Origin of the sequence: Verrucosispora sp. WMMD703, assembly GCF_049178935.1 — a bacterium.
GTDB classification, from domain to species: Bacteria; Actinomycetota; Actinomycetes; order Mycobacteriales; family Micromonosporaceae; genus Micromonospora; species Micromonospora sediminimaris.
On the sequence record NZ_JBMHMM010000004.1, the window covers coordinates 5421420 to 5444637 of the forward strand.

The following is a 23218-nucleotide window of genomic DNA, read 5'->3' on the forward strand; positions in this document are numbered from 1 at the left end:
GAAGCCGGTTCGGGTACGGGCGCAGTCTCCGCTGCTGTCCCCCGCAGACGGCCATGAGGGGTTCCGACGTGCCAGAGTGTCAGGCATGGATGACGTGTCCCGGCCCGTACGCCCGGTCCTCGCCGAGGACGCGCTGCTCGGCCTGCTGTTACCGATATGGCAACTGCTCATCGGTGCCTTCGTGCTCTTCGCGGTCCTGGTCTCGATCGGCCGTCTGGCCCGACGTGGCCCCTCCAGGATGAGCACCGCTCTTCTGATCACCGCAGCCGCCATCGCCGGCTTCGCACTTGTCGGCGTACTACTTCAGGGATAGCGGCGTCAGAGCCGGCGATTCGCCAGGCTCGGCAGCTCGGCACGGATCCGGTCCAGGCAGCTCAGGTCGATGTCGGTCACCGCGAGCCCCGGACCGTCGGGTACCTGGGACAGCACTGTCCCCCAGGGGTCAATCACCATGCTCCGCCCGTAACAGGTGCGGTCGGGTTCGTGGTCACCGGTCTGCCCGGCTGCTGCCACGAAGCACTGGTTCTCGATCGCGCGGGCTCGCAGCAGCACCTCCCAGTGGTCTCTCCCGGTGTGCATCATGAAAGCCGCCGGCACCACCAGCAGATGGGCGGCACCAACGGTGGCCAGTTGCCGGTAGAGCTCCGGGAAGCGCAGGTCATAGCAGATGGACAGGCCCACCCGTAACCCTTCGACGTCGACCACGACCGGCTGCTCCCCGGGCGCCACAGTCGCCGACTCCCGATAGGAAACGCGGCCGGGGATCTCCACGTCGTACAGGTGGATCTTGCGGTAGGAGGCGGCGAGCGTACCCGAACGGTCGAAGACCAGCGTGGTGTTCCAGGTGCGGTCCGGGTCGGGGCCTGCCTCGTGGAAGGAGCCGGCGATCAGCCAGATCCCGAGCCGACGCGCCGCGGCGGCGAAGAACGCGCCCACGCGGCCGTCCGCGGACTCCGGCGCGGGCATCCCGGCGCCTGGGCCGAGATAGTCGACATACTCCGGCAGCAGCACCAGGTCCGCGCCGGCGCCAGCAGCGCGTTCGATGAGGGATTCCGCGGCGGCGAGGTTCGCCTCTCGGTCATCCCGGGAGTTCAGCTGGCAGACGGCGACGCGCATGGCTGCCAGCGTACGGGTGGACGGTGGCCGGCCGCAGTGTGCGGTCGCGGGGAACTCGTCCAGCAGCGCGGCGGTCGCCGCCGCCCGCGTCCCGCCGTCGCTGGCAGGGGGCAGACCGAGCCACCGGTCGAGTTCAGGCGGACTTCTCCTCGCGCTCGCGCCGGGCACGGCGCCCCGTGAACTCACGCGGAACGATGGTCGGGTTCACGTTCTCCAGTACCGCCTCACGAGTGATCAGCACCCGGGCGGCATCAGGATTGCTGGGCACCTCGTACATCACGGAGAGCAGAACCTCCTCCATGATGGCGCGCAGCCCACGAGCGCCGGTGCCACGCAGCATCGCCTGGTCGGCGATCGCTTCGAGGGCGGGACGCTCGAACTCCAACTCGACGCCGTCCAGCTCGAAGAGGCGTTGGTACTGCCGGACCAGGGCGTTGCGCGGCTCGGTGAGGATCCTCACCAGCGCGGTGCGGTCCAGGCTCCGGACGCTCGTGATCACCGGCAGTCGACCGATGAACTCGGGAATCAGCCCGAACTTGAGCATGTCCTCCGGCATCACCTGGCTGAAGATGTCATCGGTGGAGCGGTCGGAGACGGCGCGCAGCCGGGCACCGAAGCCGGTGCCCCCATGGCCGGTACGCGCCTCGATGATCTGATCCAGGCCGGCGAAGGCACCACCGCAGATGAACAGCACGTTTGTGGTGTCGATCTGGATGAACTCCTGGTGGGGGTGCTTGCGGCCGCCCTGCGGGGGCACGTTCGCGACGGTGCCCTCAAGCATCTTCAGCAGGGCCTGCTGCACGCCTTCACCGGAGACGTCACGGGTGATCGACGGGTTCTCCGACTTGCGGGCGATCTTGTCGACCTCGTCGATGTAGATGATGCCGGTCTCGGCCCGCTTGATGTCGTAGTCCGCGGCCTGGATCAGCTTGAGGAGGATGTTCTCCACGTCCTCACCGACGTAGCCGGCCTCGGTGAGGGCGGTGGCATCGGCGATCGCGAAGGGCACGTTCAACATCCGGGCCAGGGTCTGCGCCAGGTGGGTCTTGCCACAACCGGTCGGGCCCAGCAGGAGGATGTTCGACTTGGCCAGCTCCACCCCGTCGTTGCCGGAGCCCGGCGCACCGGCCGCCTCGGCCTGGATCCGCTTGTAGTGGTTGTAGACCGCGACGGCGAGGGCCTTCTTGGCCCCCTCCTGCCCCACGACGTAGTTGTCGAGGAACTGGCAGATCTCCATCGGCTTGGGAAGCTCTTCCCACTTCACCTCGCCGGACTCGGCCAACTCCTCTTCGATGATCTCGTTGCAGAGATCGATGCACTCGTCGCAGATGTAGACCCCAGGGCCCGCGATGAGCTTCTTGACCTGCTTCTGCGACTTCCCGCAGAAGGAGCATTTCAGTAGGTCGCCGCCGTCACCGATCCGTGCCACCTACGTTCTCCCTGCACTCATCGGCCGGAGCCCCGGCCACGACCTGCGGACGCTGACGCTCCGCCCGTCTTCTATCGCCCGCCGGTCGCCCGGCGAAGCGGTACGGACCCGACGTTACCCGCTGCCGGAGGTTTCTCCGACCCCCAAAACGGGTGTGTCAGAGGTCGGTCGGCAACGAGCCCGACCGACCTCTGACCCGGTAGGGGTCAGCTGGCCGCGTTCGCGGCCAACAGACCCTTCTTACGACTGGTGAGGATCGTGTCGACCAGCCCGTACTCGCGGGCCTCCTCGGCCGTCATGATCTTGTCACGGTCGATGTCCTTGCGAACCAGGTCGACCGGGCGGTTGCAGTGCCGGGAGAGCATTTCCTCCAGCTGGGTGCGCATCCGCAGGATCTCCTTGGCCTGGATCTCGATGTCCGAGCCCTGCCCGTAGCCGCCCTCGGTGGCCGGCTGGTGGATGATGATGCGGGAGTTCGGCAGGGCCATCCGCTTGCCCGGAGTGCCCGCCGAGAGCAGCACCGCAGCAGCCGAGGCGGCCTGGCCGAGGCAGACCGTCGAAATGTCTGGCCGGACGTACTGCATGGTGTCGTAGATCGCCGTCATGGCGGTGAACGAACCACCCGGCGAGTTGATGTACATGATGATGTCCCGGTCGGGGTCCGTCCCCTCCAGGGTGAGCAGCTGGGCCATCACGTCGTTGGCCGACGCGTCGTCCACCTGCACGCCAAGGAAGATGATGCGGTCCTCGAAGAGCTTGTTGTACGGGTTGGACTCCTTGACCCCGTACGACGTGCGCTCGACGAACGACGGCAGAACATAGCGGTTGTGCACGGCCGCGAACTGGGGCGGCAGGCTGAGGTCGGTCATCGTCTGCTCCTCGATCAGCTCAGGGTCCCGGCGCCCTCGGGAACCTGAGCGGCACCCGTGATCACCTTGTCGATGAAGCCGTAGTCGACGGCCTCCTGGGCGGTGAACCAGCGGTCCCGGTCCGAGTCCGCCTCGATCTGCGCCGGCTGCTGACCGGTGTGGTAGGCGACGCGCTCCTGGAACATCCGCTTGGTGTACAGCATCTGCTCGGCCTGGATCGCGATGTCGGCGGCGGTGCCGCCCATCCCGCCGGAGGGCTGGTGCATCATGATCCGGGCGTGCGGCAGGGCGTAACGCTTGCCCTTCGTGCCCGCGCAGAGCAGCAGCTGGCCCATGGACGCGGCCATGCCCATCGCCACGGTCGACACATCGTTGTCGATGAACTGCATCGTGTCGTAGATGGCCATGCCGGAGTAGACCGAGCCACCGGGCGAGTTGATCCATAGGTTGATGTCGCGGTCCGGGTCTTCCGCGGCGAGCAGCAGCAGCTGCGCGCAGATGCGGTTGGCGACCTGGTCGGTCACCTCGCTGCCCAGGAAGACGATCCGCTCCTTGAGCAACCGGTTGTAGACCGAGTCGTCGAGGTTGCCAATGGTGTCACCGCCGCGGGCGTCGATCGCCCGTAGCGGCTTCGCTGGGATGTGCATGTCGGTCATGGCAGCCCTTCGCTCTCCGTACCGTCGTGTCCGACACTAACCGCTGGGCCGGTCGCCGGACTCCCGGTCCGGGCACTGTTCGCTCTCAGCGCAGCAGGCCGAAGGCGTACCCGGAAAGGGATTGGGCCACCACCCACCGCGACCGGCGGACGGTGGCCCACCCGGCGATCAGTGCTCGTGCGAGTGCTCCTGCTCGCTCGCCTCACGCAGCGCGTCCATGGTCACCACGTTGCCGGCCGAGTCCTTGATCGTGATGCGCTCCATCACCGAGGCGAGGGCCTTGCCCCGCCGGACGTCGCCGTAGACCGCGCCGGCAGTACCGGAGCGAACAAGCTGGTCGTAGTACTGCTGGGGGGCCATACCGGCGCGCTGGGCGCGGTGGACGATCTCGTGACCGAACTCGTCGTCGGAAACCTGCACGTCCTCGGCGTCGGCGAGGGTGTCGAGCAGCAACTGCACCTTCACGCCCTGGGTGGCGGCGTCGGTCAGCTCGGCGTCGATCTGCTCCTCGGTCTTCTCCTCGGCGGCGAGGTAGTCCTCCATCGAGGCGCCGATGCGCTCCAGCTGGTCGGCCATCGCCTCCTTGCGACTCTCCACCTCGTCGCGAATCACGCCTTCCGGCGCCGGCACGTCGGCGGCCGCGACAAGCTGCTCCAGGGCCTTGTCCCGAGCGGCGTAGATCTGCTCGACCCGCTTGCCCCGGGTGACCCGCTCGCGCAGGTCCGCCCGCAGCTCCTCGATGGTGTCGAACTCGCTGGCGAGCTGGGCGAACTCGTCGTCCAGCTCGGGCAGCTCCTTCTCCTTGACGGTGCGCACGGTCACCAGCACCTCGGCGTCGCGGCCGGCGAAGTCGCCGCCCACCAGCTGGGTGGTGAAGGTGGTGTCCTCACCGGCGGAGAGACCCACGACCGCCTCGTCCAGCCCCGGTAGGAGCTGCTTGCTGCCCACCTCGTGCGAGATGTTGCTGGCCGAACCGCCCGGCACCTCCTCGCCGTCGACGGTCGCCCGCAGGTCGATCTGGACGTAGTCGCCCTCGGCCGCGGCGCGCTCGACGGTCTTCAGGGTGGCGAAACGCTCACGCAGCCCGTTCACCTGCTCGTCGATCTCGCTGTCGTCGATCTGCAGCTCGTCGACGGTGACCTCGATCGAGGCCAGGTCGGGCACGGTGATCTCCGGCCGGACGTCCACCTCGGCGGTGAAATTGAGGGAGTCACCGTCGTTGAACTCGGTGATGTCGACCTCGGGACGGCCCAGCGTCTTCAGGTCGTGCTCCCGGACCGCGGCGAGGATGTTCTGCGGGATCGCCTCCTGCACCGCCTCGTTGAGCACGGTGCCCCGGCCGACCCGCTGATCGATGATCGCCGGCGGCACCTTCCCCTTACGGAAGCCGGGGATCTGGATCTGCTGGCCGATCTCCCGGTACGCCTTCTTGAGGCTCGGCTCGAGCTCGACGAACGGCACCTCGATGGCGAGCCGCACGCGCGTCGGGCTCAGAGTCTCGACGGTGCTCTTCACAGGCGTACTCCTTGACGGATCTCGGTTGATTCTGGGCACACTTTCGGCCCATCGAGTGTAGGCGAACCGACACGGCGGACCAGCGGCACCCGGGGCCGGCTGCAGGCATGCCCCGCGTGCCGGTCGTCCGGGTGCCGCCGTCCGGTGCTTGCGGCAGTCGGGGTGGCGGGATTTGAACCCACGGCCCCTCGCTCCCAAAGCGAGTGCGCTACCAAGCTGCGCCACACCCCGTGGCGACGAGCAGTCTATGCCGTCCCTCCGACAACCGACTGCCGGGGCGTCCCCCAACGCGCCGAACGAGGACAAACCAGGCACCAGCACTCCGCGCGGGGCAGCGCGGGCCGGCGGGTCGGCGCGGGCCGGCGGGTCGGCGCGGGTCGGCGGGTCGGCGGGTCGGCGGGTCGGCGGGTCGGCGGGTCGGCGGGTCGGCGGGTGCAGTTTGCGGGATGTTGCGGTTTCCCGGCCTCGTGAGACCGCAACATGCCGCAAGTTGCGAGGATCGACGCGCAGGCGCGGCACGGGGATACGGCCGCGCGGCTGCCGCGGGTATTGGGTAGGCTGTCGGGCGCACCCGGTCCTCCGGGTGTACGCGGGCGTAGCTCAATGGCAGAGCTTCAGTCTTCCAAACTGACGGTGCGGGTTCGATTCCCGTCGCCCGCTCCAGCAACTTCCAGCCAAGACGCGGCCAGGTGCCGTTCCCGATCATGGCAGTGGCCGTGGCTCGGGCCCGGGTTGCGGTTCTGCCGCAGCAGCTCTCCCCCGCAGAGCGGTCTATTCGCTCGTAGCAGCGTGGCTGCCGGCACCGCCTGTGATTCGGTGGTGTCCGGGCGTCTAGGCACGGCGCGAGCGCGCGGTGCGGTCCGTGTTACTCGGCCTGCTGGCGGAGCGAGACTCTCCGGCTCACCCACGTTGCTCTGCGGCTCGGCGACGATCCGCGTCCTCGATGGCGTGGCGCACGGCTGTCCGGATCACGACGTACAGGACGACCTGACCAGCCAGCCATAAGACCGAGGCAAAGAACATCTGCGAGATGGACGCATCGAACAGCATGGGCGGCACGATAGTTCGGGGAAGCTGTGGCCGCCGTCCCCGTGCTGAGTCGATCGGACCCACTGCGCCGCTTGGCGTCGGCTAACGGCGACAGGCCAGCCGGACGATCGCGGAATTGGTCACACCAACGAGGCGGACCATCGGGCTGCCGCGTCGCTGACTACCCCGGGTTGTTCGGGTCTGGCAGCCGGCTGACCGTCGCACCGAGGAGTGGTCGCCGTGGTGCGTGTGGTGCTGCCACGATTGGCGCCGTGACTGGTGACTGCCGCACTTGGCGTAGCGCGCTGCTGGCTCGTGTGATCGCGGAGATCGAGTCGGAGATTCGTCAGGCGTGGGAGCGGTTTGCCGTCGGCCTCGATGTCGAGCCTGATTCTTCCGAGGCGGTCGAGTTGGCCTGGCTGGTGGCCGATGATCCGGCGGCGTACGACTGGCGGACCGTCGACGGGGCGATCGATCGGTTGAGCTGTCCGGCGTGTGGGTCACGGCTGACCCAGGGGCCGGCCGCGTGCGAGACGTGCGAGTTCCATCATCGGATGCGGTTCGGTGCCCGTGAGGTCGACCGCCGGCATGTTCCGCCGGGCAATGAACATGCCGTGCGGGTGGCGAGTGCGGTGGCGCGTACCCGTCATCGGTATTCGGCCAGGGCTCGGGTGGGCTACGAACTGGCGCTGCCGGACCTTGTTGCCGGTGACCTGCCCAGCACCAGGCAGGCTCAGGCCGGCAAGGCTCTGATCAACAAGCTGACCGATGATGAGTGTGACCGCGTCGTGAGCTTCGCCGAGGTCGAGCAGTTGGCGCGCGGTCGCTGATTCCCAGCGTCCGCGACTTGGAGCAGCCATGTCCCGCGAACCTGGGCACCCGGCACGTACGACTTTGACTGGCTCAGCGGGCCGCGTGTTCGGCGCGGGCGGGGGCGCCGACCTCGTGCAGGTGTCTTAGGGCCTGGCGGTAGGAGTCGATGAGGCCGGTCTGTTCGTACGCCACGCCGATCTCGGCGCAGTACGCCTGCACGATCGGTTGCGCCTTGCGCAGGTTCGGCGTCGGCATGCCGGGGAACAGGTGGTGTTCGATCTGGTAGTTCAGGCCGCCGAGTGCCACGTCGGTGAGCCAGTTGCCCCGGACGTTGCGGGAGGTCAACACCTGCTTGCGCAGGAAGTCCTCGTCGCCGGTCGGGTGCGGCATGCCCTTGTGGTTCGGGGCGAACGTCATGCCCAGGTAGACGCCGAACAGGGCCTGGTGCAGCAGCAGGAAGGCGACCGCCTGGAGTGGCGTGAGGACCACGAGGAGCGCCGTGAGGTAGCCGACGGCGTGCAGCACCAGCAGGGCGCTCTCCGCACCGCGACGGCGCACCGTGCCGTCGCGCAGGGCCTTGACGCTTGACACCTTGAGGCTGACGGCGAGCAGCGTCAGGAGCGGAAAGAAGAGTACGGCCTGGTGCCGGGTGATGAAGCCCTTCAGCCCGCGCCGGCCGGCGGCTGCCTCGGCCGCCCAGATGAGCACCTCGGGTGCCACGTCCGGATCGAGGTCGTCGTGGTTGGGGTTGTTGTGGTGGCGGGTGTGCTTGTCCATCCACCAGCCGTAGCTCATCCCGACGCCGAGGTTCCCGGCGAGCAGTCCGGCGAGTTCACTGGGTCGTCTGGTACGGAACACCTGACGGTGCGCCAGGTCGTGCGCCACCAGTGCCACCTGGGCGAACGTGACGGCGAGAAAGACGGCCGTGATCGTCTGCCACCAGGAGGAACCGATGACGAAGAAGGCCGTCCAACCGCCGACGTACATGAGCGCGACGGCGCTGAGGCGGACGAGGTAGTACGCGGGCCGCCGCCGCATCAGGCCCGCTCCGGTGATCCGGCGGGCGAGTACGGCGAAATCGCTGCCGGTCGTCGTGGTCGTCATGGAACCAGCAAACCGCGTCACGATCTGCGCGTCAGGAGTTCTACCTCCTCTGCGGAGGGGGTGCTGGCACCACCGACAATCGGCGGCCACCGTGGGCAGAATGTGACCTGTGGACGTGGCCGGAGCTGGTGAACGGATAGCCCCGTGGGCCCGCCGGGGCGTGCGTTCCGTGCTGGCCGGGGTGGCCGCGATCGGCCTGGCGCTCACGAACTTCCCGCTGCTCGTCCTGTCGATTGTCGCGTTGGCGCTGGTGCCGGTGCCCTTCCTCGGCATGGCGCTGGTGCCCTGGACGACGAAGCTGGTCAGGAGACGCACCGATCTTGAGCGGCGGGTCGCCGCCCGGTCCGGTGTCCTGGTGGCCCGTCCGTACCACCCGCCTCCGGAGCGGGCCGTGCCCGGGGGTTGGCGCCGCTTCCGGTGGGTCGTCACCGACCCGGCCACCTGGCGGGATCTCGCCTGGCTGGTGCCGGGCGCCCTGGTCGGGATCGCCCTCGGCGTGGTCGCGCTGGCCATACCGTTGTACGGGCTGGCGGGGTTGACGCTGACGCCGGTGTGGATCTGGCTCGGCACCGACTGGTACGGCTACGGCACGGTCTGGTCCGTCGACTCGGTGGGTGAGGCCCTGCTCTGCGTTCCGCAGGGTGCGGCCATCCTGGCCCTCGGCCTGTGGGCGGCACCGTGGCTGCGTCGCGTGGACGCCTTGTTCGACCGGCTGCTCCTCGCGCCGACCAGGGCCGCCGAACTCCGGCTGCGCGTCACCCAGCTGACCGTGACCCGGGCCGGCACGGTGGACGCCCAGGCCGCCGAGTTACGCCGCATCGAACGCGACCTGCACGACGGCATCCAGGCGCGGCTCGTCTCGCTGGGCATGATGATCGGGCTCGCCGACGAACTGATCGACCGTAATCCGGCCGCGGCTCACGAGATGCTCGCTGAGGCACGTGAGTCGAGCGGTACCGCGCTGGTCGAGCTGCGGCACCTGGTCCGCGGCATCCATCCGCCCGTACTGGCGGAGCGTGGTCTGGAGGGCGCGGTGCGGGCGCTGGCGCTCAGCCTGCCCGTGCCGATCGCGGTCGACGCCGAGCTTCCCGGCCGGCTCGACACGCCGGTCGAGTCGGCGGCGTACTTCGCCGTGGCCGAGACCCTGACCAACGTGGTCCGGCACAGTCGCGCGCACCACGCGTGGGTGTCGCTGCGCCACGTCGGGGGGCTGTTGACGATGGTGGTGACCGACGACGGTGCCGGCGGTGCCGACTCCGCCGGCGGCACCGGTCTGCGTGGTATCGAGCGTCGCCTCGCCGCCTTCGATGGCACGATGACGCTGTCGAGCCCGCCCGGTGGGCCCACCGTCGTCACCATGGAGTTGCCGTGCGCGTTGTCATCGCCGAGGACCACGCACTCCTTCGTGACGGACTGACCCGCATTTTGCAGGCCTTCGAATTCGACGTGGTCGCGTCCGTCGACAACGGCCCGGCTCTGCTACCCGCCCTGGTCACCCACCAGCCCGAGGTGGCGGTGGTCGACGTCCGGCTCCCACCGACGTTCACCGACGAGGGCCTGCAGGCCGCGATCGCGGCCCGGAACCGGATCCCCGGACTGCCGATCCTGGTGCTCTCCCAGCACGTCGAGCCGTTGTACGCCCGGGAGTTGCTCAGCACTCCGCAGGGTGGCGTCGGCTACCTGCTCAAGGATCGGGTCGCCAACGTCGGCGAGTTCATCGACGCGGTGCGCCGCGTCGCCGCAGGCGGCAGTGCCATGGATCCCGAGGTCATCACACAGCTCCTCGCCCGCCGGGAGCCGCTGGCAGCCCTCACCGTCCGGGAACGGGAGGTGCTCGGCGAGATGGCCGAGGGCCGCTCCAACGCCGCGATCGCCGCCAAGCTCCGGATCACCGAGAAGGCGGTGAGCAAACACATAAACAACATCCTCACCAAGCTGGACATGCCGCCCTCCGACGACCACAACCGCCGAGTGCTGGCCGTGCTGGCGTACCTGAACGCCTGACCTGGACGTCCCGGCACGGACCTGCGCTACCCGGCCCCGGGCACGTCGGTGGGTGACACCTCGTCCGATGGTTCGCTTTGCCCGGGCACCACCGCTGACGGTGCGTTGAACTGGATCAGGTAGTCGGGTACGCCGACGAGTTCGGTGACCTCAGGGCTTGGCTTGCCCCGACCGCTGAAGATCACCGTGCCGAAGTCGGCCGGAGTGAACGGGGCACCGGAGGCGAGCGCCGAGCGGATGTCCTCGATCTGCTGCTTTGGCACCCGTAGGTAGCTGTAGATCTCCTCACCGACCATGTTCGCGCCGAGGACCAGCAGCAGCGGGTGCGTCGACGACTCGTCCCGCGCGACCTTCGGCGCGGCTTCCGGCTCGGCCGGTCGGCTCGGCACCCATTCTCGGGCCACTGCGGACGACGCCTGCCCGCCGGTCGCCGGCAGCAGGGCACGCAGCGGTACGGCAGCCCCGGCGGCGGCTGCGGTGACCGCGCCGAGTTGCTGGGTCAGGACGCCCGGCAGTTCGATGCTCTCCGTCTGCTGTAGATATTCGATCTGGTAGCGGATCGGCTCGCTGGTCGGCACGTCGCCGGTGAGCCGCAAGGTAACCGGCTCGCCACCGACGCCCGAGGCGGCAAGCACCACACCGGCATGGGCGGCCTGCGACTCACGCGACCGCCGATCGGATTCGAGCCAGCCGACGGCCTGCCGGCAGGCGTCCGCCAGGGTGCCCAGGCTGCTGATCCGACCGTCCCGTTCGAGCAGGACGTGTCGGGTGGCGTCCGGGCGACGAACCGCTCCGGCCACCGCAGCCAGCGCGGTCCGTTGCTCCTCGGGCCCGAGTACCCCCTGCTTCGCGAGCGCGGCGAGCATCTGCACGGCGAAGTAGGCCCGGGCGACGAACGGGTCGGCCGTGGCCCGGACGAGTTCTGCCAGGCCCGCAGCCGTGACCCGGTCCAGCCACCGGAAGGAGCTCAGGACCCGTTCGCCGACCGCGTCGGTGTCCCACGCCATGTCCAGCAGAGTTCGCAGCGACGGCGCGTCACCGTCGCTCAGGATGACCAGCAACGCACCGGCGACACTGCGGATCGCCCACGCCGGCTCTCGTCCGAGCAGCGTCAGCAGCAGGGCGGGCAGGTCGTGTGGTTGATCGGCCACTGCCTCCCGCAGGGCGGCCGGTTGCCTCGTCGCCACCGCCCACAGCACGGACAGATAGTCGGTCTCGGCATCCCACCGCACCCGGTCAGCAGCCTCGTCGCGGTCCACGATCTCCTCGACAACCTCGTCCAGCAGTAGCGCGAGCAGCGGGTTCGGCGCAGCGCTGGGCCCGGCCGGGGCGCCGTGCAGGACGAAACGTGCGGCCCGCCGTAGGCCGGCCAGCCACTCGTCGCCGGCCAGGAACGGGTCCACCGCCCCGACGAGGCCACGCAGCACGAGGTCGGGTGCGATGGAGGCGTCGTCCTCGATCGTCGCTCCCGCACGGGTCAACGCGGTCAACGCGGCGACGGCGATCGGCTCGTACGGATCGCGAGCCAGCAGCCACAACTCGGCAATCGCCTCCGTGGTGTCCAGATCCGGGGCTTCCCATCGCACCCGGTTCAGCAGGAACCCGACGCCGTCGCAGGCAGCCACGGCGAGCCCGTCCCCGGAAAGCGCCTCGCCGACCAGCGATTCGATGGAGAGACCGGTCACGGGCAGGATCTGTCCGAGCAGGCGCAATGCGTGCGCCGCAGGTCCGTCGCCGCTTTCGTTTACACATCGTCGGGCTGCGCCGGCCGCCCGACGCAGCCGGGTGGCCTCCATGCCGAAGCGGCTCGGCGACCAGGCCACCCTCCGCAGCGCCCAGAGCACCTTCGCCTGCTCCTCGTCGCAGAGGCGGGGCAGTTCCGCGAGCAACATGTCGAGAACCGGCAGGCGCAGGTGTTGGAGCGTGGCGAGCAGTCGCTGCCGGGTACCCGGCTCCGGGGAGAGCGTCTCCAGCGCCGTTCGCAGGACACCGGGTGCGTCGTGCACAACGTCGGCCAGCGCCCACGAGAGGTCGCCGTGGAGGTGCGGATGACGCTCGTGGGCGTCACCGACCAGCCGTACGAGTTCGACAATCGTTGCCGCGCCGAGTGCGCTGGCCCGCAGTTTCGGTGGACCCTGCCCGCCTCGGGACACCGTGGCGATGGCGGTCCTTGTCCGCAGCCGGATCCGGTCGTCACCGCTGCGGAGCAGTTCCGGAAGGCGAGCCACGGCGGCTGGATCCAGTTCCCCGGACTCGATCGCCAGCAGCGTCGCGACGGCCGAAAACTCCGCCCGGGGATGCGCACGCCACCGGGGCAGGCTCGGCACCCGTGCGGTCGCCCGGCTGGATGCCAGCAGGTCGACGGCGTCGTCGACCTGCTCTGCGGCGAGCAGCGCGTCGAGGCCGGCCACGGCCTGGTTCTCCAGCCGAAGCGGGGTCACACCGGCTGCCGCCCGCGCGCGCAGAGCGGCGAGTGCGGCGGGGCGTCGCTCGACGTCGGACAGGGCGGACCAGGCGGCACGTTCCGATGTGAACCGACCGGCAGCATCCCGGAGCAGGTCGAGGCCGCGACGGCAGAGCACGGCCGTGGTGAGCGCGGCCCAGGCTTGCGTCGTGTCCGCGTCCCGGCCGACCCTGTCATGGCTGAGCAGCGCACCTGCCGCGTCGCCCCGGGCGATGCTGCGCTGGCGGCGTGTGGTCAGCACCGTCTCGCACCGTCCGTGCCGGGCCCGTGTCTCGTCGCTTGCCGGCGGTGGCAGGACCGACAGCACGCGGGCGACCTCGTCGGGCGGTGCGCCCCGCAGCGCGACGAGCGCTTCGCACAGCAGGGCCTCCTCGGTGTCCGGGTCAGCCCACCGGGCCACCCGGGCGAACGCACTGGCACGTGCCGCAGGGTCGTCGATCTGCCGGGTCGCCGACACCGCCCGCTCCAGCAGGTCGGCGGCCGGTGCGATCAACCGCTCCTGCACGGCGAGTTCGATCGCCCGCAGGCGCTGGTGTCCGTCGGTGAGGCCGCTGAGCGCCCGGTCGAGAGCGGGCAGCGTCCAGCGGTCACCGAGCAGCGCCGCCAGCCGGATCCGCCCACGGAGATCAGCGTACGTCGGCCGGGGCTGCCCACCCGACCGGTCGAGGGCGGCCAGCGCCATCGGATCGCCTGGCAGCCCGCTCCCGGCGAGCGGTTGATCGCCCGCCGCCTGCTCGACGTCACCAGCCTCATCGTGCTGGTCGGAGTCCTCGGCGGGAGCATCGCCGGACGGCCGGGCACCGCCAGCCGTGCCGAGTCGTTCGAGGGTACGCCGGGCGCTGGTCGGATCGGTGATCAGCACCTCCAAGGCGAGGCAGGCCGCCTCGGTACGGAATCCCGCAGCGATGATCTGCTCGGCCAGCCGATCCAGGAACCAGCACCGCAGGAACCCCCACCGGGCATGCAGACCCGCGAGCACGGTGAGTGCCTCCGCCAGGTCGTCGGTGGGCGGCGAGAGCGGGTCGAGTAGCCAGTCGTCGGTGCCGGCGGCGGCGACGGACTCGGTACGCGCTACCCCGGCGAGCGCTGTGGCCAGGCCGCCCGCGACGTTGACCATGTCCCGGCCGCTGACGTCGAGCATGACGGCGACGTCGTACTCCTTGTCCTCGTTCGCCCCGCAGACCGCGAGCGCCAGATCCTCGGACAACGGCCGGTCGGTCGACGAGTCGCCGCCCCGTCGGGGATGCCCGACGACCCAGAGTGCGCGTACGACATCGGCGAACACGTCCCGGGACTGGTCGGCGGAGGCGTCCCCGGCGAGCCCGGCTCCGGCCGCCAGCGGGCTGAGGCCGGCGAGCGCGTCGCCGAGCAGCATGTCGGTGCGGCCCAGCCGCCACCGGGCCCGCTGCCGGACCGCTTCCACGGTCGCGCTGTCGTCGCCCGGCTCGGCCGCCGGCCCGACGAACGGCGCTGTCGCGGACGGCTGATGCTCACCGGTGTCCAGCACCAGCCAGGCCGCCAGGGCGTCGCCGCGTGTCTCGGTATCGAGGCGCCGGTCGGTGAACACGTCGGTGAGCAGGCCCGGCAGGTCGCTGCCGGGCACGGCGGTACGCAACCAGGTCAGCAGTCGATCAGTCAGTGGGCTGTCGACCGCGATCTGTTCCGGGCGAAGCGCCACCGGGTGCGGACCACGCGCTGCGATCGCCGGTTGGATGAGGGTGTCGAGCAGGACCGCGGCCCGGTAGCGTTCCGCCGGCCCGCTGGTCGGCGCGGCGAACACCGACATGGCCTCGTCCCGCCGCCGCAGCCAGTGGATCATGTCGAGGAAGGGGATGCCACCGTAGAGGCAGAGGATCGCCCGGAGCCACCCGAGGTCGCCGCGGACCCGGTCGCGCAGCGCCGCTTCGGTCGTCAGGGCGATACGCATCTGGTTGCGTACGCCGATCGTGGTGGTGCCGCGGATGCCGGCACGACGTCGGCCGCTGCCCGCGCCGACGGTCGGCGGTACGGCACTTGCCATCGCCGTCAGCAGCGCCTGCTGCTCGGCGTCCAGCCTGGACCTGACCTCCTCGGGGTCACCGCCACCGGTCGCGGCCATCCGTCGGTGCAGCACGGAGAGCAGCGCGCGGGTGGCCTGCCAGCCGTGGTCCGCGCCGTCCCGGTGCTGGGCCTCCAGCAGCGCCTGCACGACCGATCGGTCGTCGAGGCGTAGTGCGTCGATCAGCCGGGCAGCGGCGACCATGCTCGCCGGGAACGGATCGCGCAGGTGCTCGCAGAGCGCTTCGCAGATCAGTCGAGGTGCGGTGTCGCCCTGCACGCTGACGCTCCAGCGCAGCAGCGGCTCCAGCATCCGGGCGCCGTCCGGGTACAGCGTGACGACGGCGCCGGTCAGCTCGGCCTCGGTCTCCACCGCTACCCGGACCAGGGCACGCAGGTGTTGCCGGCGCAGGCCGGCGATGTCGGCCAGGCTGTGGCTGAGCATCTCGGCGGCCAGTCGTCTGGTGGGCCCGGTGAGCAACTCGTCGAGTACCGACGAGAAGACGTTCTCCGAGACCCGACTGAGCTGACCGAGGGCGAGCCGGACCGCCTCCAGCCAACGCGGGTCGCCGAGGCGGTCGCTGATCCCGGTGACGATCGCGTCCACGGTGCCGGCGTCGATGAGCCACCGGCCCGCGAAGTACTCCTGCACCGTCAGGTGCCGGAACCCGTACAAACCCTGCCCACGATCGGTGAGCAGGTCGATGCTGGCGATCACCAGTTCCGCCTGCTCGGCAACGACTGGCGACACCGGCTCGCCGAGCAGGTCCAGCGCCCGGTGACACAGGGTGGTGAGCGTGGTGCGTTCGACGAGCCCGCTTCGTGACACGTCGTGTATCTGGTACGCGACCGCGGCCTGAAGCCGGATCAGGGTGTCGACCGACGCGTCGGGGAAACGCAGCCCCCCTCGTCGCACCGCGTGCTCGACCATCGCGGTGTAGAGGTCCGCCCGTAGCCACCGGTCACCGCGGCTACCGGGACGACCGGAGAGTCCGGAGAGGACCACCGAGATCAGCGACACCAGCAGGTACGGGTTGGCGGCGAGCTGCCACACGGCGGAGCCACCACCGGTGATCACCTGATCGATCTCGGTACGTCGTTGTGCCTGGTTGGCCTCGGGGACGTGAACGGTGGCGAAGTAACCGCCGAGCCAGTAATCGATTACCGCTGCGACCCCGTCACCGTCGAGTGGCCCGATCAGCAACTGCTCGAACCGGTCGCTGAGCGCCGCCCCGTAGTAGCCCGCGATCCGGCTGGTGATGATCGTCTGGTTTCCGCGGGCCCGCGCGGGGTGGTCCAGCCGGACACCGCCGGAGGCGGCGAAGACATCCAGTGCGGCGGCGACGGAGCGGCGATCGGTCAGCGAGGGCACCTCGTCGAGACCGTCGACGATCAGGACCAGCCGCCGGCTACGCAGCGCCACCCGGGCGAGTCTGGCCACTTCGTCGGGCGGCAACGGGTCGCCGCTGGCCGGGTCGGTGGGGGCTGCACCGGCCCACCCAAGCTGGATGGCGAGGGCGGCCAGCCCTTCCGCCGATTCCTCGGCGCCGGCCAGCCCGACGGCGAGATCGGCGGCCCGACAGAGCACCGGCAGCCGCCGCACCTCATCATGCTCCCCGTCGTCGGCGAGTTGCCGCGCGGCGGTGTCGTGTGCGAGCCGGCGCACCATGCTGCTCTTTCCGCTGCCGGGCTCGCCGAGCACGATCGCCCGCCAGACGGTGCCGGCCAGTCGGCCGGGGGACAGGTTCGGCAACCCGGAAAGGTCGAGCCGGTCGATCGATCGTGCCGGAGACAGGTACGTCGGCAGCGGCCGATCGGCGAGCACCGCAAACTCGGCCTCGCTGGCCGGCACTGTGCCGCCGCCGGCCGCCTGACGGGCCCGGCTACGCAGATGATCGAGTTCGGTGGTCCGCGCTCGGCCGGTCGAACCGTCGCGAACCAGCGGCCCCGGTGGCGGGCACTCGGCCAGCGGCATCGTCACCGACACCCCGGCGATCACGCTGTCGATACCGCTGTGCGTCCGGTACACCCAGCGCAGGTACGCCTCGCGTACCGGGGCGAGCGCGTCCTCGTCGGCCGCCCGGTCCCGGGTCGCGACCGGTTCGGCGCGCGGCGTCAAGCGGATGACCCGGACCAGCCGGTCGTTCGCGGCGGCCCGGGCCACCGCAGCCGCGTCGCCGCCCGGTACCGCGACCATGGGCAGGCCGGCGAGCCGTCGATCGATCGCCTCGGGCCGGCTGTCCGGCTGGCCGACCAGCACCACACCACTGCGGTCCGGATGGTTGTCGAGCCAATAGGCCACCTGGTCACGGACCCGCCGATCACGCACCACCGAGCTGTCCCGACCCACCACGATGAGCAGTGACGCCTTGTCCATGACGGCGTACACCATTTCCCAGTCGTCGGGTTGGTGCAGTTGGCCACCGGAGTAGAAGAGCTGCATGGGCAGCGGATCGAGGGCCGCCAGCAGCGACTGCTCCACCCAGTCCCGGTCGCTCTCCGGGTAGCTGACGAAGGCGGTGGTCGATGGTTGTGGATGTGCGGCCGACAACGCCACCGTGAGGCGTTCGATGACGCCGCTGTTGGCGATGTTCGTACCGCCCGTGTTGGCCTGCCCGGCGGCGCCGGTCGCACCACCGGGCAGGTCACGGAGCAACCCGGCAAGCGCATCAGCGGGTGACTGTGGCGGTCGACTGACGGATGGCACGTCATCCTGCGGCGGTGTCACCGAACCAGAAAACCCGGCGCAGGTAAGACGCACAACCATACGTGGCGCGGCCATTACTGACCGAACGGCCCACGGGGCACGGGAAGTGAAGGGCCACGATGGAGACATGTGGGGTAACTGGCGGGCCGTCGGCTGGGTCGTGGTCTACGCGCTGGCCGGCGCCATGTTGCTGGTCATCGGCGTGATCTTCCTGGCCAGCGAGGGTCTCGAACGCGCGAGCTGGTGGGCCGGACTGGGCGCTTTCCTGGTCACCGTGGTCAGCGCCGTGGTCGCCGCCAGCCGTACCCGACGGCAGACCCGGGCGGATGCTGCGTCTCTGTCCACCGAACGGGGTACACCGCCCGCGGCCGAGGTGAGCGACGGCGACGATCATCCGCGCCACGAGCCGGCGCCGCGCACCGGCGCGGTCGAACAACACAATCTCGGCGGCATCAACATCGCCAACACCGGCAGCATCGGTGCGGTGGACATCCGTGCCGATGGAGGGACGGTCCGGTGAGGTACTTCATGATCCCGTGCCGGTTCGGCACGGCGCGCGTGCCGTTTCCCCTGTACGTCGGTGAACCGGCGGTCGGCACCCACCCGCTGGAACAGCAGTCCGCCTGGCTGCACCGGGTGCGCGGCGGCTCGGTCCCGGTGGAGGTGATGGACTCGTTCGAGAAGCTGTTCGCGATCGCGCTCGAGAACAACGTCTCCTTCGAGGAACTGTGCGCGTACGCGATGGAGCAGGCGGCGAGCAACGAGGCGACGCCGGACGGAGACGACGGCCACCCGGCCGCGGCAGACAACCGGCCCGAGGATTCCTAGGGCGTGTCGCCCGCACCGCCCGGCGGGCGGGGATGAATCGCGTCGGGCGGGGTAAGCAGGCGGCCGTCCTGGTGGAGTGACGACCTCGGTCGCGGTGCGACGCGACCACGAACCGGGCGGGTCGGCCGCCGAGCCGGCCCGCCCGGTGACGGCCACTCAGGTCGTCAGCCAGGTCCAGGCGTCCATGATCCACTGCGTCTGTTGCAGGAACGCGACACCGAGGCCGGTCAGGAACACCGCCGTCACCAGGTGCGCTCCCCGGGCGGTGCGCCGGACCCGGCCCAACTGCCGTTCCAGCACCACTCGGCCGAGCAGCCGGGCCAGAGTGAACAACCCGGCCGCGACCAGCAGGCTCAGCACGAAGATCACCACCGGTCCGACGAGGTCGCCGCCGCCGGAGATCGCCCAGATCCCCCAGCAGACGAAGGCGAACAGCGCTCCCGCGAAGCTCCACTCGCCGCCGCGCTTCAGCCGGGCCACGTGCCAACTCAACGGCTGACGCGGCACCGGTTCGCCGGGCCAGCCGGTGCCGGTCTGCTCGTGCTCCACCGTCGGGAACGGCTCGGTACGCGGCGCCCGGGCACCGACCTGGGCCACACCCCGACGGTACGGGTCGCGCTGCGGCGGCACCCCGCCATCGGGCTGCGGCGGCACCTCGACGGTCCGCTCCGCCCACGGCTGCGTCTGCTCGGCCATGTCGTTCCCTCCCCCTTTCACCGGCGGCGCCCCCGGACGCTGCTGGAGACTTCGAGGGTAGCCAGCCCGCAAATAGGTCGCCCCACCCACACCGATCGGCTAGACACGAGCGGTGACCACCTCCGCCCTGGCGATCGAGACCGCCACCGCCGACGACTTCGACGAGATGAACGGGTTCCTCGGTTCCCTGTTCCATCAGACGCTCGATACCGAAGCCCAGGAAGTCGAACGTCCGATCTTCGAACCGGAACGCGCCCTGCAGATCCGCGACGGGTCCGACCTGGTCGCCACCGCCATCGCGTTCACCCGGACGCTCGGCGTGCCCGGTGGTGACCTGGCCGCCGCACACGTCAGCATGGTCGGGGTCGCGCCCACCCACCGTCGGCGGGGCCTGCTCACCGCGATGATGCACCACCAACTGCGTCAGATCTACGACAGTCGCCGGGAGCCGGTCGCGGTGCTCTGGGCCAGCGAGGGCCGAATCTATCCGCGCTTCGGCTACGGCCTGGCCTCGCAGCGGTACCACGTCTCCGGCGAGACCACCGAGCTGCGGCTACCGGCACCGACGCCGGGCGAGGGCCGGCTGCGCCTGGACCGGCCGACCGACCGCCAGGCCGACCTGGCCCGGGTGTACGAGCGCGTACGCGCCGATCGCCCCGGCTGGTCGGCGCGCGACGACAGGTGGTGGCGGTACGTGCTCGTCGACCCGCAGGCGCACCGTGGTGGCGCCACCGAGCGGCGGGTGGTGCTGCACGAGGGACCGGACGGTGTCGACGGCTACGGGCTGTTCCGCACCAAGGCCGAGTGGGACGACGGCGGCCCGAACAGTCTCACCACGGTCGACGAGGTGGTGGCGAGCACCCCGGCGGGGTATCTGGCGATCTGGCGGATGCTGCTCTCGCTCGACCTGACCCGACGGCTGGCGTGGATGCGGGCGGCGGTGGACGAGCCGCTGCTGCGGCTGCTCGACGAACCGCGCCGGCTCAACTGCCGGCTGGTCGACGCGCTGTGGGTACGGGTGGTGGACGTGCCGGCCGCGCTCGCCGCCCGGCGCTACGCCACCGACATCGACGTGGTCATCGAGGTGGCCGACCACCTGCTGCCGGAGAACACCGGCCGGTGGCGGCTGCGGGGCGGTCCGGTCGAGGCCACCTGCACACCGGCGAGCGGGCCGGCCGACCTGGCCTGCGACGTACGCTGCCTCGGCGAGCTGTTCCTCGGCGGCGTGACCCCGGCCGCACTGGCGGAGACCGGCCGGCTGCGCGAGCTACGCCCCGGCGCGCTCACCGCCACCGGCCCCGCCTTCACCTGGCACCGAGCCCCCTCCGCCATGGAGATCTTCTGACGGCCTGATCAGCGAGGCGGTCGGGTGACGGCCGTGGGGGTACGGTCGGGGGGTGGCGGATGGCGGGGAACGGCGACGACGACGGCATCGGCACCACGGCGCCCCGGGAGGCGGGATCGACGGTGGTGCGGCGGCGGCCACCACGGCCGGGGTGCACGACGGCGGTGAGGCCCCGCGTGGGCGACGCAACGGTGCCCCCGAAGAAGGCGAACGGGGGCTGCGCGGGCTGGTCGGGTCCGGGTCGTCGCAGGTCAGTGTGACCGCCGCGATGCGGGCGCGGGACGCCGCCCGACCCACCGACGAGGATCTCGCCGCGGCGGCGGAGCGGGTCGTGATCGTCCGCCGTAACTGGACCCCTCGCGACGAGCTGCCCCGCCGTTGACCCGTCCTGATCCGGGGTCGAGTGGTCTGCCCCACCCCGGATCAGGCGTGATCGTCCCAGAGTCGCGGATCAGGGCAGGTCGGGCAGCTGCCGGGTGCGCTCGTACTCGGCGACCTGGGCGATCCGACGAGCGTGCCGGTCACTGCCCGAGAACGAGGTGGTCAGGAACGCCTCGACGATGGCGGTGGCCTCGTCGAGAGTGTGCTGACGGGCGCCGACGGCGACCACGTTTGCATCGTTGTGCTGTCGGCCCAGTTGGGCGGTCTCGACGCTCCACGCCAGCGCCGCCCGCACCCCCGCCACCTTGTTCGAGGCGATCTGCTCGCCGTTGCCAGAGCCACCGATGACCACACCCAGGCTGCCCGGGTCGGCCACCACACGGGTGCCGGCGTGCAGGCAGAAGGCCGGGTAGTCGTCCTCCGGGTCGTAGGCGTGCGGGCCGATGTCGACCACCTCGTACCCCTGCTTGGCGAGGTGGTTGGCCAGGTGCACCTTCAACTCGAAACCGGCGTGATCGGATCCCAGGTAGACGCGCATAACGCGCAGTCTGTCAGGCCCGTCCCACCGGGCACCGCCGGGGCGGCGCCCGATGGGACGGGCAACGGATCAGGGCAGTTCGGCGACCACCAGGCCGCCGCGTGCCTTCGGGGTGAACCAGGTGCTCTTGCGGGGCATCTTCTCCCGGGCCAGGTTCACCGCGACGAAATCGTCGACGGTCACCGGCGCGATGAGGATGGCCAACTCGGCCCGACCGGCCCGGACCTCGCCGGTCAGCCAGCTGGACGGGTAGTCACCGCCCACGTAGGTGATCCGCTTGTCACCCGGATCCAGGCCGAGGGCGTCGCGCAACAGCAGCCGCTCGACCAGGGCGTGGTCGAGATTCTCCAGGCGACCCGCGCCGGTGTGCGGCAGCGTCACCGCGTACGCCTGATCGGGAAGCTGGAGCACGACGCTGCCGCCGGTCGCCGGGACCTCGGCCGGGCCGTCCAGCTCGGCGATCCGCGCCCCGGCGGCGGCCAGCCGCTCCAGCAGCTCCCCGGGGGTGGTGGTCAGCTCGCTCACCAGGCGGTTGTACGGCTGAATGGCCACCGAGGCCGGAGTGGTGACGACCGCCAGGAACCGGGACATCCCGCCGGTCTGCGCGGCCAGGCTGCGGTGGTTGCCATCGGCGACGACCAACTCGCCCCCGCCGGCCAGGGCCGTCAGCTCGTCCTGCTGCGGGCCGGGGCCGACCAGCCAGATGGCGTGGGTACGTCCGGCCTGGTCGGTGTCGGTGGCGGCGGGCGCCCCGGCCGCGTCGGTGGCCGCCGCGAGCGCCACATGCAGCTCGTCGCCGCGCCCGGTCTGCAGCAGCAGTACGGGTGAGAGCAGGTGCCCCAACGCCTCGGCCAACGCGACCCGTTCGCGCACCTTCGCGATGAAGACGTCCTCGTTGCGGATGACCAGGCCGGGTTCGTCGGCCCGGGTGGAGATCTGGTCGGTGTCGACCATGGCGAACAGCCCGTAGGCCGGCTCCTCGCCCGGCGCGCTGATCCGGTACAGCACCACCACCTGTTCTGCCGGTGTGTAGCTGCCGTCGGCCTTCGCCTCCGCGAGCCGGCTCACCGCGTCCGGCAGGGCGTCGGCGAACGACCGGCCGAGGCTCTCCGGGGCCTTGTGCGGCATCTCGATGCCGAGGGCGCTGTGCGGATTCGCCTCGATGATCGCGGTGATCTCCGCGTCGTCGGCGAACTCGTCGTAGTTCTGGGCACCGGTACCACCAGTGGTGATCCAGGCGCGGGTGATCGGGTGCACGACCGTCATGACAGTTGACGCTACCGGCGACGCGTCGGGTGTCGCCGCCGGACCCGCCCCGAGCCCACCAGATGAAAGCCGGGGCACCAGCTCAACGCTCCGCCTCGGCCGCCCGTCGATGCCGGCCGGCGAGCGCTGGCAACACGATGGGACGGCGCGGCAGCGCCGGCCGGGGCCCCTGGTTTCGGATCTCGCGGCCGGGAGGGGTCAACCGCGAGGTGGCGGGGACCGAGGCGATGCCCACCGCGCCGTTGCGCCCGAACCGGCCGGCCGCGTTCGGGCTGCGATCCTGCCGGGGCGCGGACCAGGCGCCCGCCCGACCGTTCCCCGGGATCGGCGCCGGCCGTGGCACTCCCCCGCCGACGCCCTCCTCCCGACTCCAGCGATCGTCGACCGGGGCACGATGCTTGGCCACCAGGCACCTCCACGA

20 protein-coding genes and 2 tRNA genes are annotated in these 23218 nt (G+C 70.6%); 9 read left to right on the plus strand and 13 right to left on the minus strand.

The window, feature by feature from the left end; all coding sequences use genetic code 11:
- Positions 1-85: 85 nt before the first annotated feature.
- Complete coding sequence (locus tag ACN26Z_RS25155) at positions 86-313, plus strand: hypothetical protein (protein ID WP_282237122.1); 228 nt, start codon at positions 86-88, stop codon at positions 311-313.
- A 5-nt stretch (positions 314-318) separates the two neighbouring features.
- Here ACN26Z_RS25155 and ACN26Z_RS25160 read toward each other — a convergent pair whose 3' ends face one another.
- From ACN26Z_RS25160 to ACN26Z_RS25185, 6 genes are all read right to left on the minus strand, one after another.
- Positions 319-1116, minus strand: coding sequence for a carbon-nitrogen hydrolase family protein (locus tag ACN26Z_RS25160; protein ID WP_282237121.1), 798 nt, complete (start codon positions 1114-1116; stop codon positions 319-321).
- Between the two features lie 133 nt (positions 1117-1249).
- Positions 1250-2545, minus strand: coding sequence for an ATP-dependent Clp protease ATP-binding subunit ClpX (gene clpX, locus ACN26Z_RS25165; RefSeq protein WP_210830537.1), 1296 nt, complete (start codon positions 2543-2545; stop codon positions 1250-1252).
- A gap of 206 nt (positions 2546-2751) precedes the next feature.
- A complete protein-coding gene (locus ACN26Z_RS25170; protein ID WP_093411492.1) occupies positions 2752-3414 on the minus strand; it encodes an ATP-dependent Clp protease proteolytic subunit in 663 nt (220 codons plus the stop codon).
- A gap of 14 nt (positions 3415-3428) precedes the next feature.
- On the minus strand, positions 3429-4070 hold the full coding sequence (locus ACN26Z_RS25175; protein ID WP_093411495.1) for a ClpP family protease: 642 nt from the start codon (positions 4068-4070) through the stop codon (positions 3429-3431).
- Between the two features lie 168 nt (positions 4071-4238).
- Complete coding sequence (gene tig, locus ACN26Z_RS25180) at positions 4239-5585, minus strand: trigger factor (protein WP_282237120.1); 1347 nt, start codon at positions 5583-5585, stop codon at positions 4239-4241.
- 157 nt (positions 5586-5742) lie between these two features.
- A tRNA-Pro gene (locus tag ACN26Z_RS25185) sits at positions 5743-5816 on the minus strand.
- A gap of 358 nt (positions 5817-6174) precedes the next feature.
- On the opposite strand from ACN26Z_RS25185, the gene ACN26Z_RS25190 reads away from it, so the two are divergent.
- Positions 6175-6248: transfer RNA gene (locus ACN26Z_RS25190), tRNA-Gly, on the plus strand.
- 237 nt (positions 6249-6485) lie between these two features.
- Here the strand turns inward: ACN26Z_RS25190 and ACN26Z_RS25195 are convergent.
- A complete protein-coding gene (locus ACN26Z_RS25195; protein WP_170863644.1) occupies positions 6486-6635 on the minus strand; it encodes a hypothetical protein in 150 nt (49 codons plus the stop codon).
- Between the two features lie 251 nt (positions 6636-6886).
- Here ACN26Z_RS25195 and ACN26Z_RS25200 point away from each other — a divergent pair, with 251 nt between their 5' ends.
- Positions 6887-7444, plus strand: coding sequence for a hypothetical protein (locus ACN26Z_RS25200; RefSeq protein ID WP_421463609.1), 558 nt, complete (start codon positions 6887-6889; stop codon positions 7442-7444).
- A 73-nt stretch (positions 7445-7517) separates the two neighbouring features.
- Here the strand turns inward: ACN26Z_RS25200 and ACN26Z_RS25205 are convergent, their stop codons facing one another.
- Complete coding sequence (locus ACN26Z_RS25205) at positions 7518-8531, minus strand: fatty acid desaturase family protein (RefSeq protein ID WP_421463611.1); 1014 nt, start codon at positions 8529-8531, stop codon at positions 7518-7520.
- A gap of 109 nt (positions 8532-8640) precedes the next feature.
- On the opposite strand from ACN26Z_RS25205, the gene ACN26Z_RS25210 reads away from it, so the two are divergent.
- Together ACN26Z_RS25210 and ACN26Z_RS25215 are read left to right on the plus strand one after the other, a co-directional pair.
- Positions 8641-9948, plus strand: a complete 1308-nt coding sequence (locus ACN26Z_RS25210) for a sensor histidine kinase (RefSeq protein ID WP_421463613.1) — start codon at positions 8641-8643, stop codon at positions 9946-9948.
- Complete coding sequence (locus ACN26Z_RS25215) at positions 9900-10535, plus strand: LuxR C-terminal-related transcriptional regulator (protein ID WP_421463616.1); 636 nt, start codon at positions 9900-9902, stop codon at positions 10533-10535. The genes ACN26Z_RS25210 and ACN26Z_RS25215 overlap by 49 nt, the downstream gene beginning before the upstream one ends.
- Positions 10536-10561: 26 nt before the next feature.
- On the opposite strand, the gene ACN26Z_RS25220 is transcribed toward ACN26Z_RS25215, so the two are convergent.
- On the minus strand, positions 10562-17764 hold the full coding sequence (locus ACN26Z_RS25220) for a hypothetical protein (protein ID WP_421463618.1): 7203 nt from the start codon (positions 17762-17764) through the stop codon (positions 10562-10564).
- 106 nt (positions 17765-17870) lie between these two features.
- On the opposite strand from ACN26Z_RS25220, the gene ACN26Z_RS25225 reads away from it, so the two are divergent.
- Entirely contained in the window at positions 17871-18263 is a 393-nt protein-coding gene (locus ACN26Z_RS25225; protein ID WP_421463620.1) for a hypothetical protein, read from the plus strand.
- Positions 18260-18571: a DUF2610 domain-containing protein gene (locus ACN26Z_RS25230; RefSeq protein WP_093411292.1), complete on the plus strand. Its 312-nt coding sequence runs from the start codon at positions 18260-18262 to the stop codon at positions 18569-18571. Before ACN26Z_RS25225 ends, ACN26Z_RS25230 begins: the two co-directional genes overlap by 4 nt.
- Before the next feature lie 156 nt (positions 18572-18727).
- On the opposite strand, the gene ACN26Z_RS25235 is transcribed toward ACN26Z_RS25230, so the two are convergent.
- Positions 18728-19267 (minus strand): hypothetical protein, encoded by a 540-nt coding sequence (locus tag ACN26Z_RS25235; RefSeq protein WP_093411290.1) that lies wholly within the window; start codon positions 19265-19267, stop codon positions 18728-18730.
- A 112-nt stretch (positions 19268-19379) separates the two neighbouring features.
- Between ACN26Z_RS25235 and ACN26Z_RS25240 the strand changes: the two genes are divergently transcribed.
- Both ACN26Z_RS25240 and ACN26Z_RS25245 read left to right on the plus strand, forming a co-directional pair.
- Entirely contained in the window at positions 19380-20612 is a 1233-nt protein-coding gene (locus ACN26Z_RS25240; protein ID WP_421463622.1) for a GNAT family N-acetyltransferase, read from the plus strand.
- A 52-nt stretch (positions 20613-20664) separates the two neighbouring features.
- Positions 20665-20994, plus strand: coding sequence for a hypothetical protein (locus ACN26Z_RS25245; RefSeq protein WP_093411286.1), 330 nt, complete (start codon positions 20665-20667; stop codon positions 20992-20994).
- Between the two features lie 69 nt (positions 20995-21063).
- Here ACN26Z_RS25245 and ACN26Z_RS25250 read toward each other — a convergent pair whose 3' ends face one another.
- From ACN26Z_RS25250 to ACN26Z_RS25260, 3 genes are all read right to left on the minus strand, one after another.
- Positions 21064-21531 (minus strand): ribose-5-phosphate isomerase, encoded by a 468-nt coding sequence (locus ACN26Z_RS25250; RefSeq protein WP_282237112.1) that lies wholly within the window; start codon positions 21529-21531, stop codon positions 21064-21066.
- A gap of 69 nt (positions 21532-21600) precedes the next feature.
- Positions 21601-22797 (minus strand): DUF1015 family protein, encoded by a 1197-nt coding sequence (locus ACN26Z_RS25255; RefSeq protein WP_282237111.1) that lies wholly within the window; start codon positions 22795-22797, stop codon positions 21601-21603.
- 82 nt (positions 22798-22879) lie between these two features.
- Positions 22880-23203, minus strand: a complete 324-nt coding sequence (locus ACN26Z_RS25260; protein WP_421463625.1) for a hypothetical protein — start codon at positions 23201-23203, stop codon at positions 22880-22882.
- Between the last annotated feature and the right edge of the window lie 15 nt (positions 23204-23218).

Bases quoted from the DNA above. Each gene is read 5' to 3' on its own strand.
- ACN26Z_RS25155 (WP_282237122.1), top strand. From the start codon at position 86: ATGGATGACGTGTCCCGGCCCGTACGCCCGGTCCTCGCCGAGGACGCG.
- ACN26Z_RS25235 (WP_093411290.1), bottom strand. From the start codon at position 19,267: ATGGCCGAGCAGACGCAGCCGTGGGCGGAGCGGACCGTCGAGGTGCCG.
- ACN26Z_RS25160 (WP_282237121.1), bottom strand. From the start codon at position 1,116: ATGCGCGTCGCCGTCTGCCAGCTGAACTCCCGGGATGACCGAGAGGCG.
- ACN26Z_RS25255 (WP_282237111.1), bottom strand. From the start codon at position 22,797: ATGACGGTCGTGCACCCGATCACCCGCGCCTGGATCACCACTGGTGGT.
- ACN26Z_RS25205 (WP_421463611.1), bottom strand. From the start codon at position 8,531: ATGACGACCACGACGACCGGCAGCGATTTCGCCGTACTCGCCCGCCGG.
- ACN26Z_RS25175 (WP_093411495.1), bottom strand. From the start codon at position 4,070: ATGACCGACATGCACATCCCAGCGAAGCCGCTACGGGCGATCGACGCC.
- ACN26Z_RS25195 (WP_170863644.1), bottom strand. From the start codon at position 6,635: ATGCTGTTCGATGCGTCCATCTCGCAGATGTTCTTTGCCTCGGTCTTA.
- ACN26Z_RS25170 (WP_093411492.1), bottom strand. From the start codon at position 3,414: ATGACCGACCTCAGCCTGCCGCCCCAGTTCGCGGCCGTGCACAACCGC.
- ACN26Z_RS25250 (WP_282237112.1), bottom strand. From the start codon at position 21,531: ATGCGCGTCTACCTGGGATCCGATCACGCCGGTTTCGAGTTGAAGGTG.
- ACN26Z_RS25225 (WP_421463620.1), top strand. From the start codon at position 17,871: ATGTGGGGTAACTGGCGGGCCGTCGGCTGGGTCGTGGTCTACGCGCTG.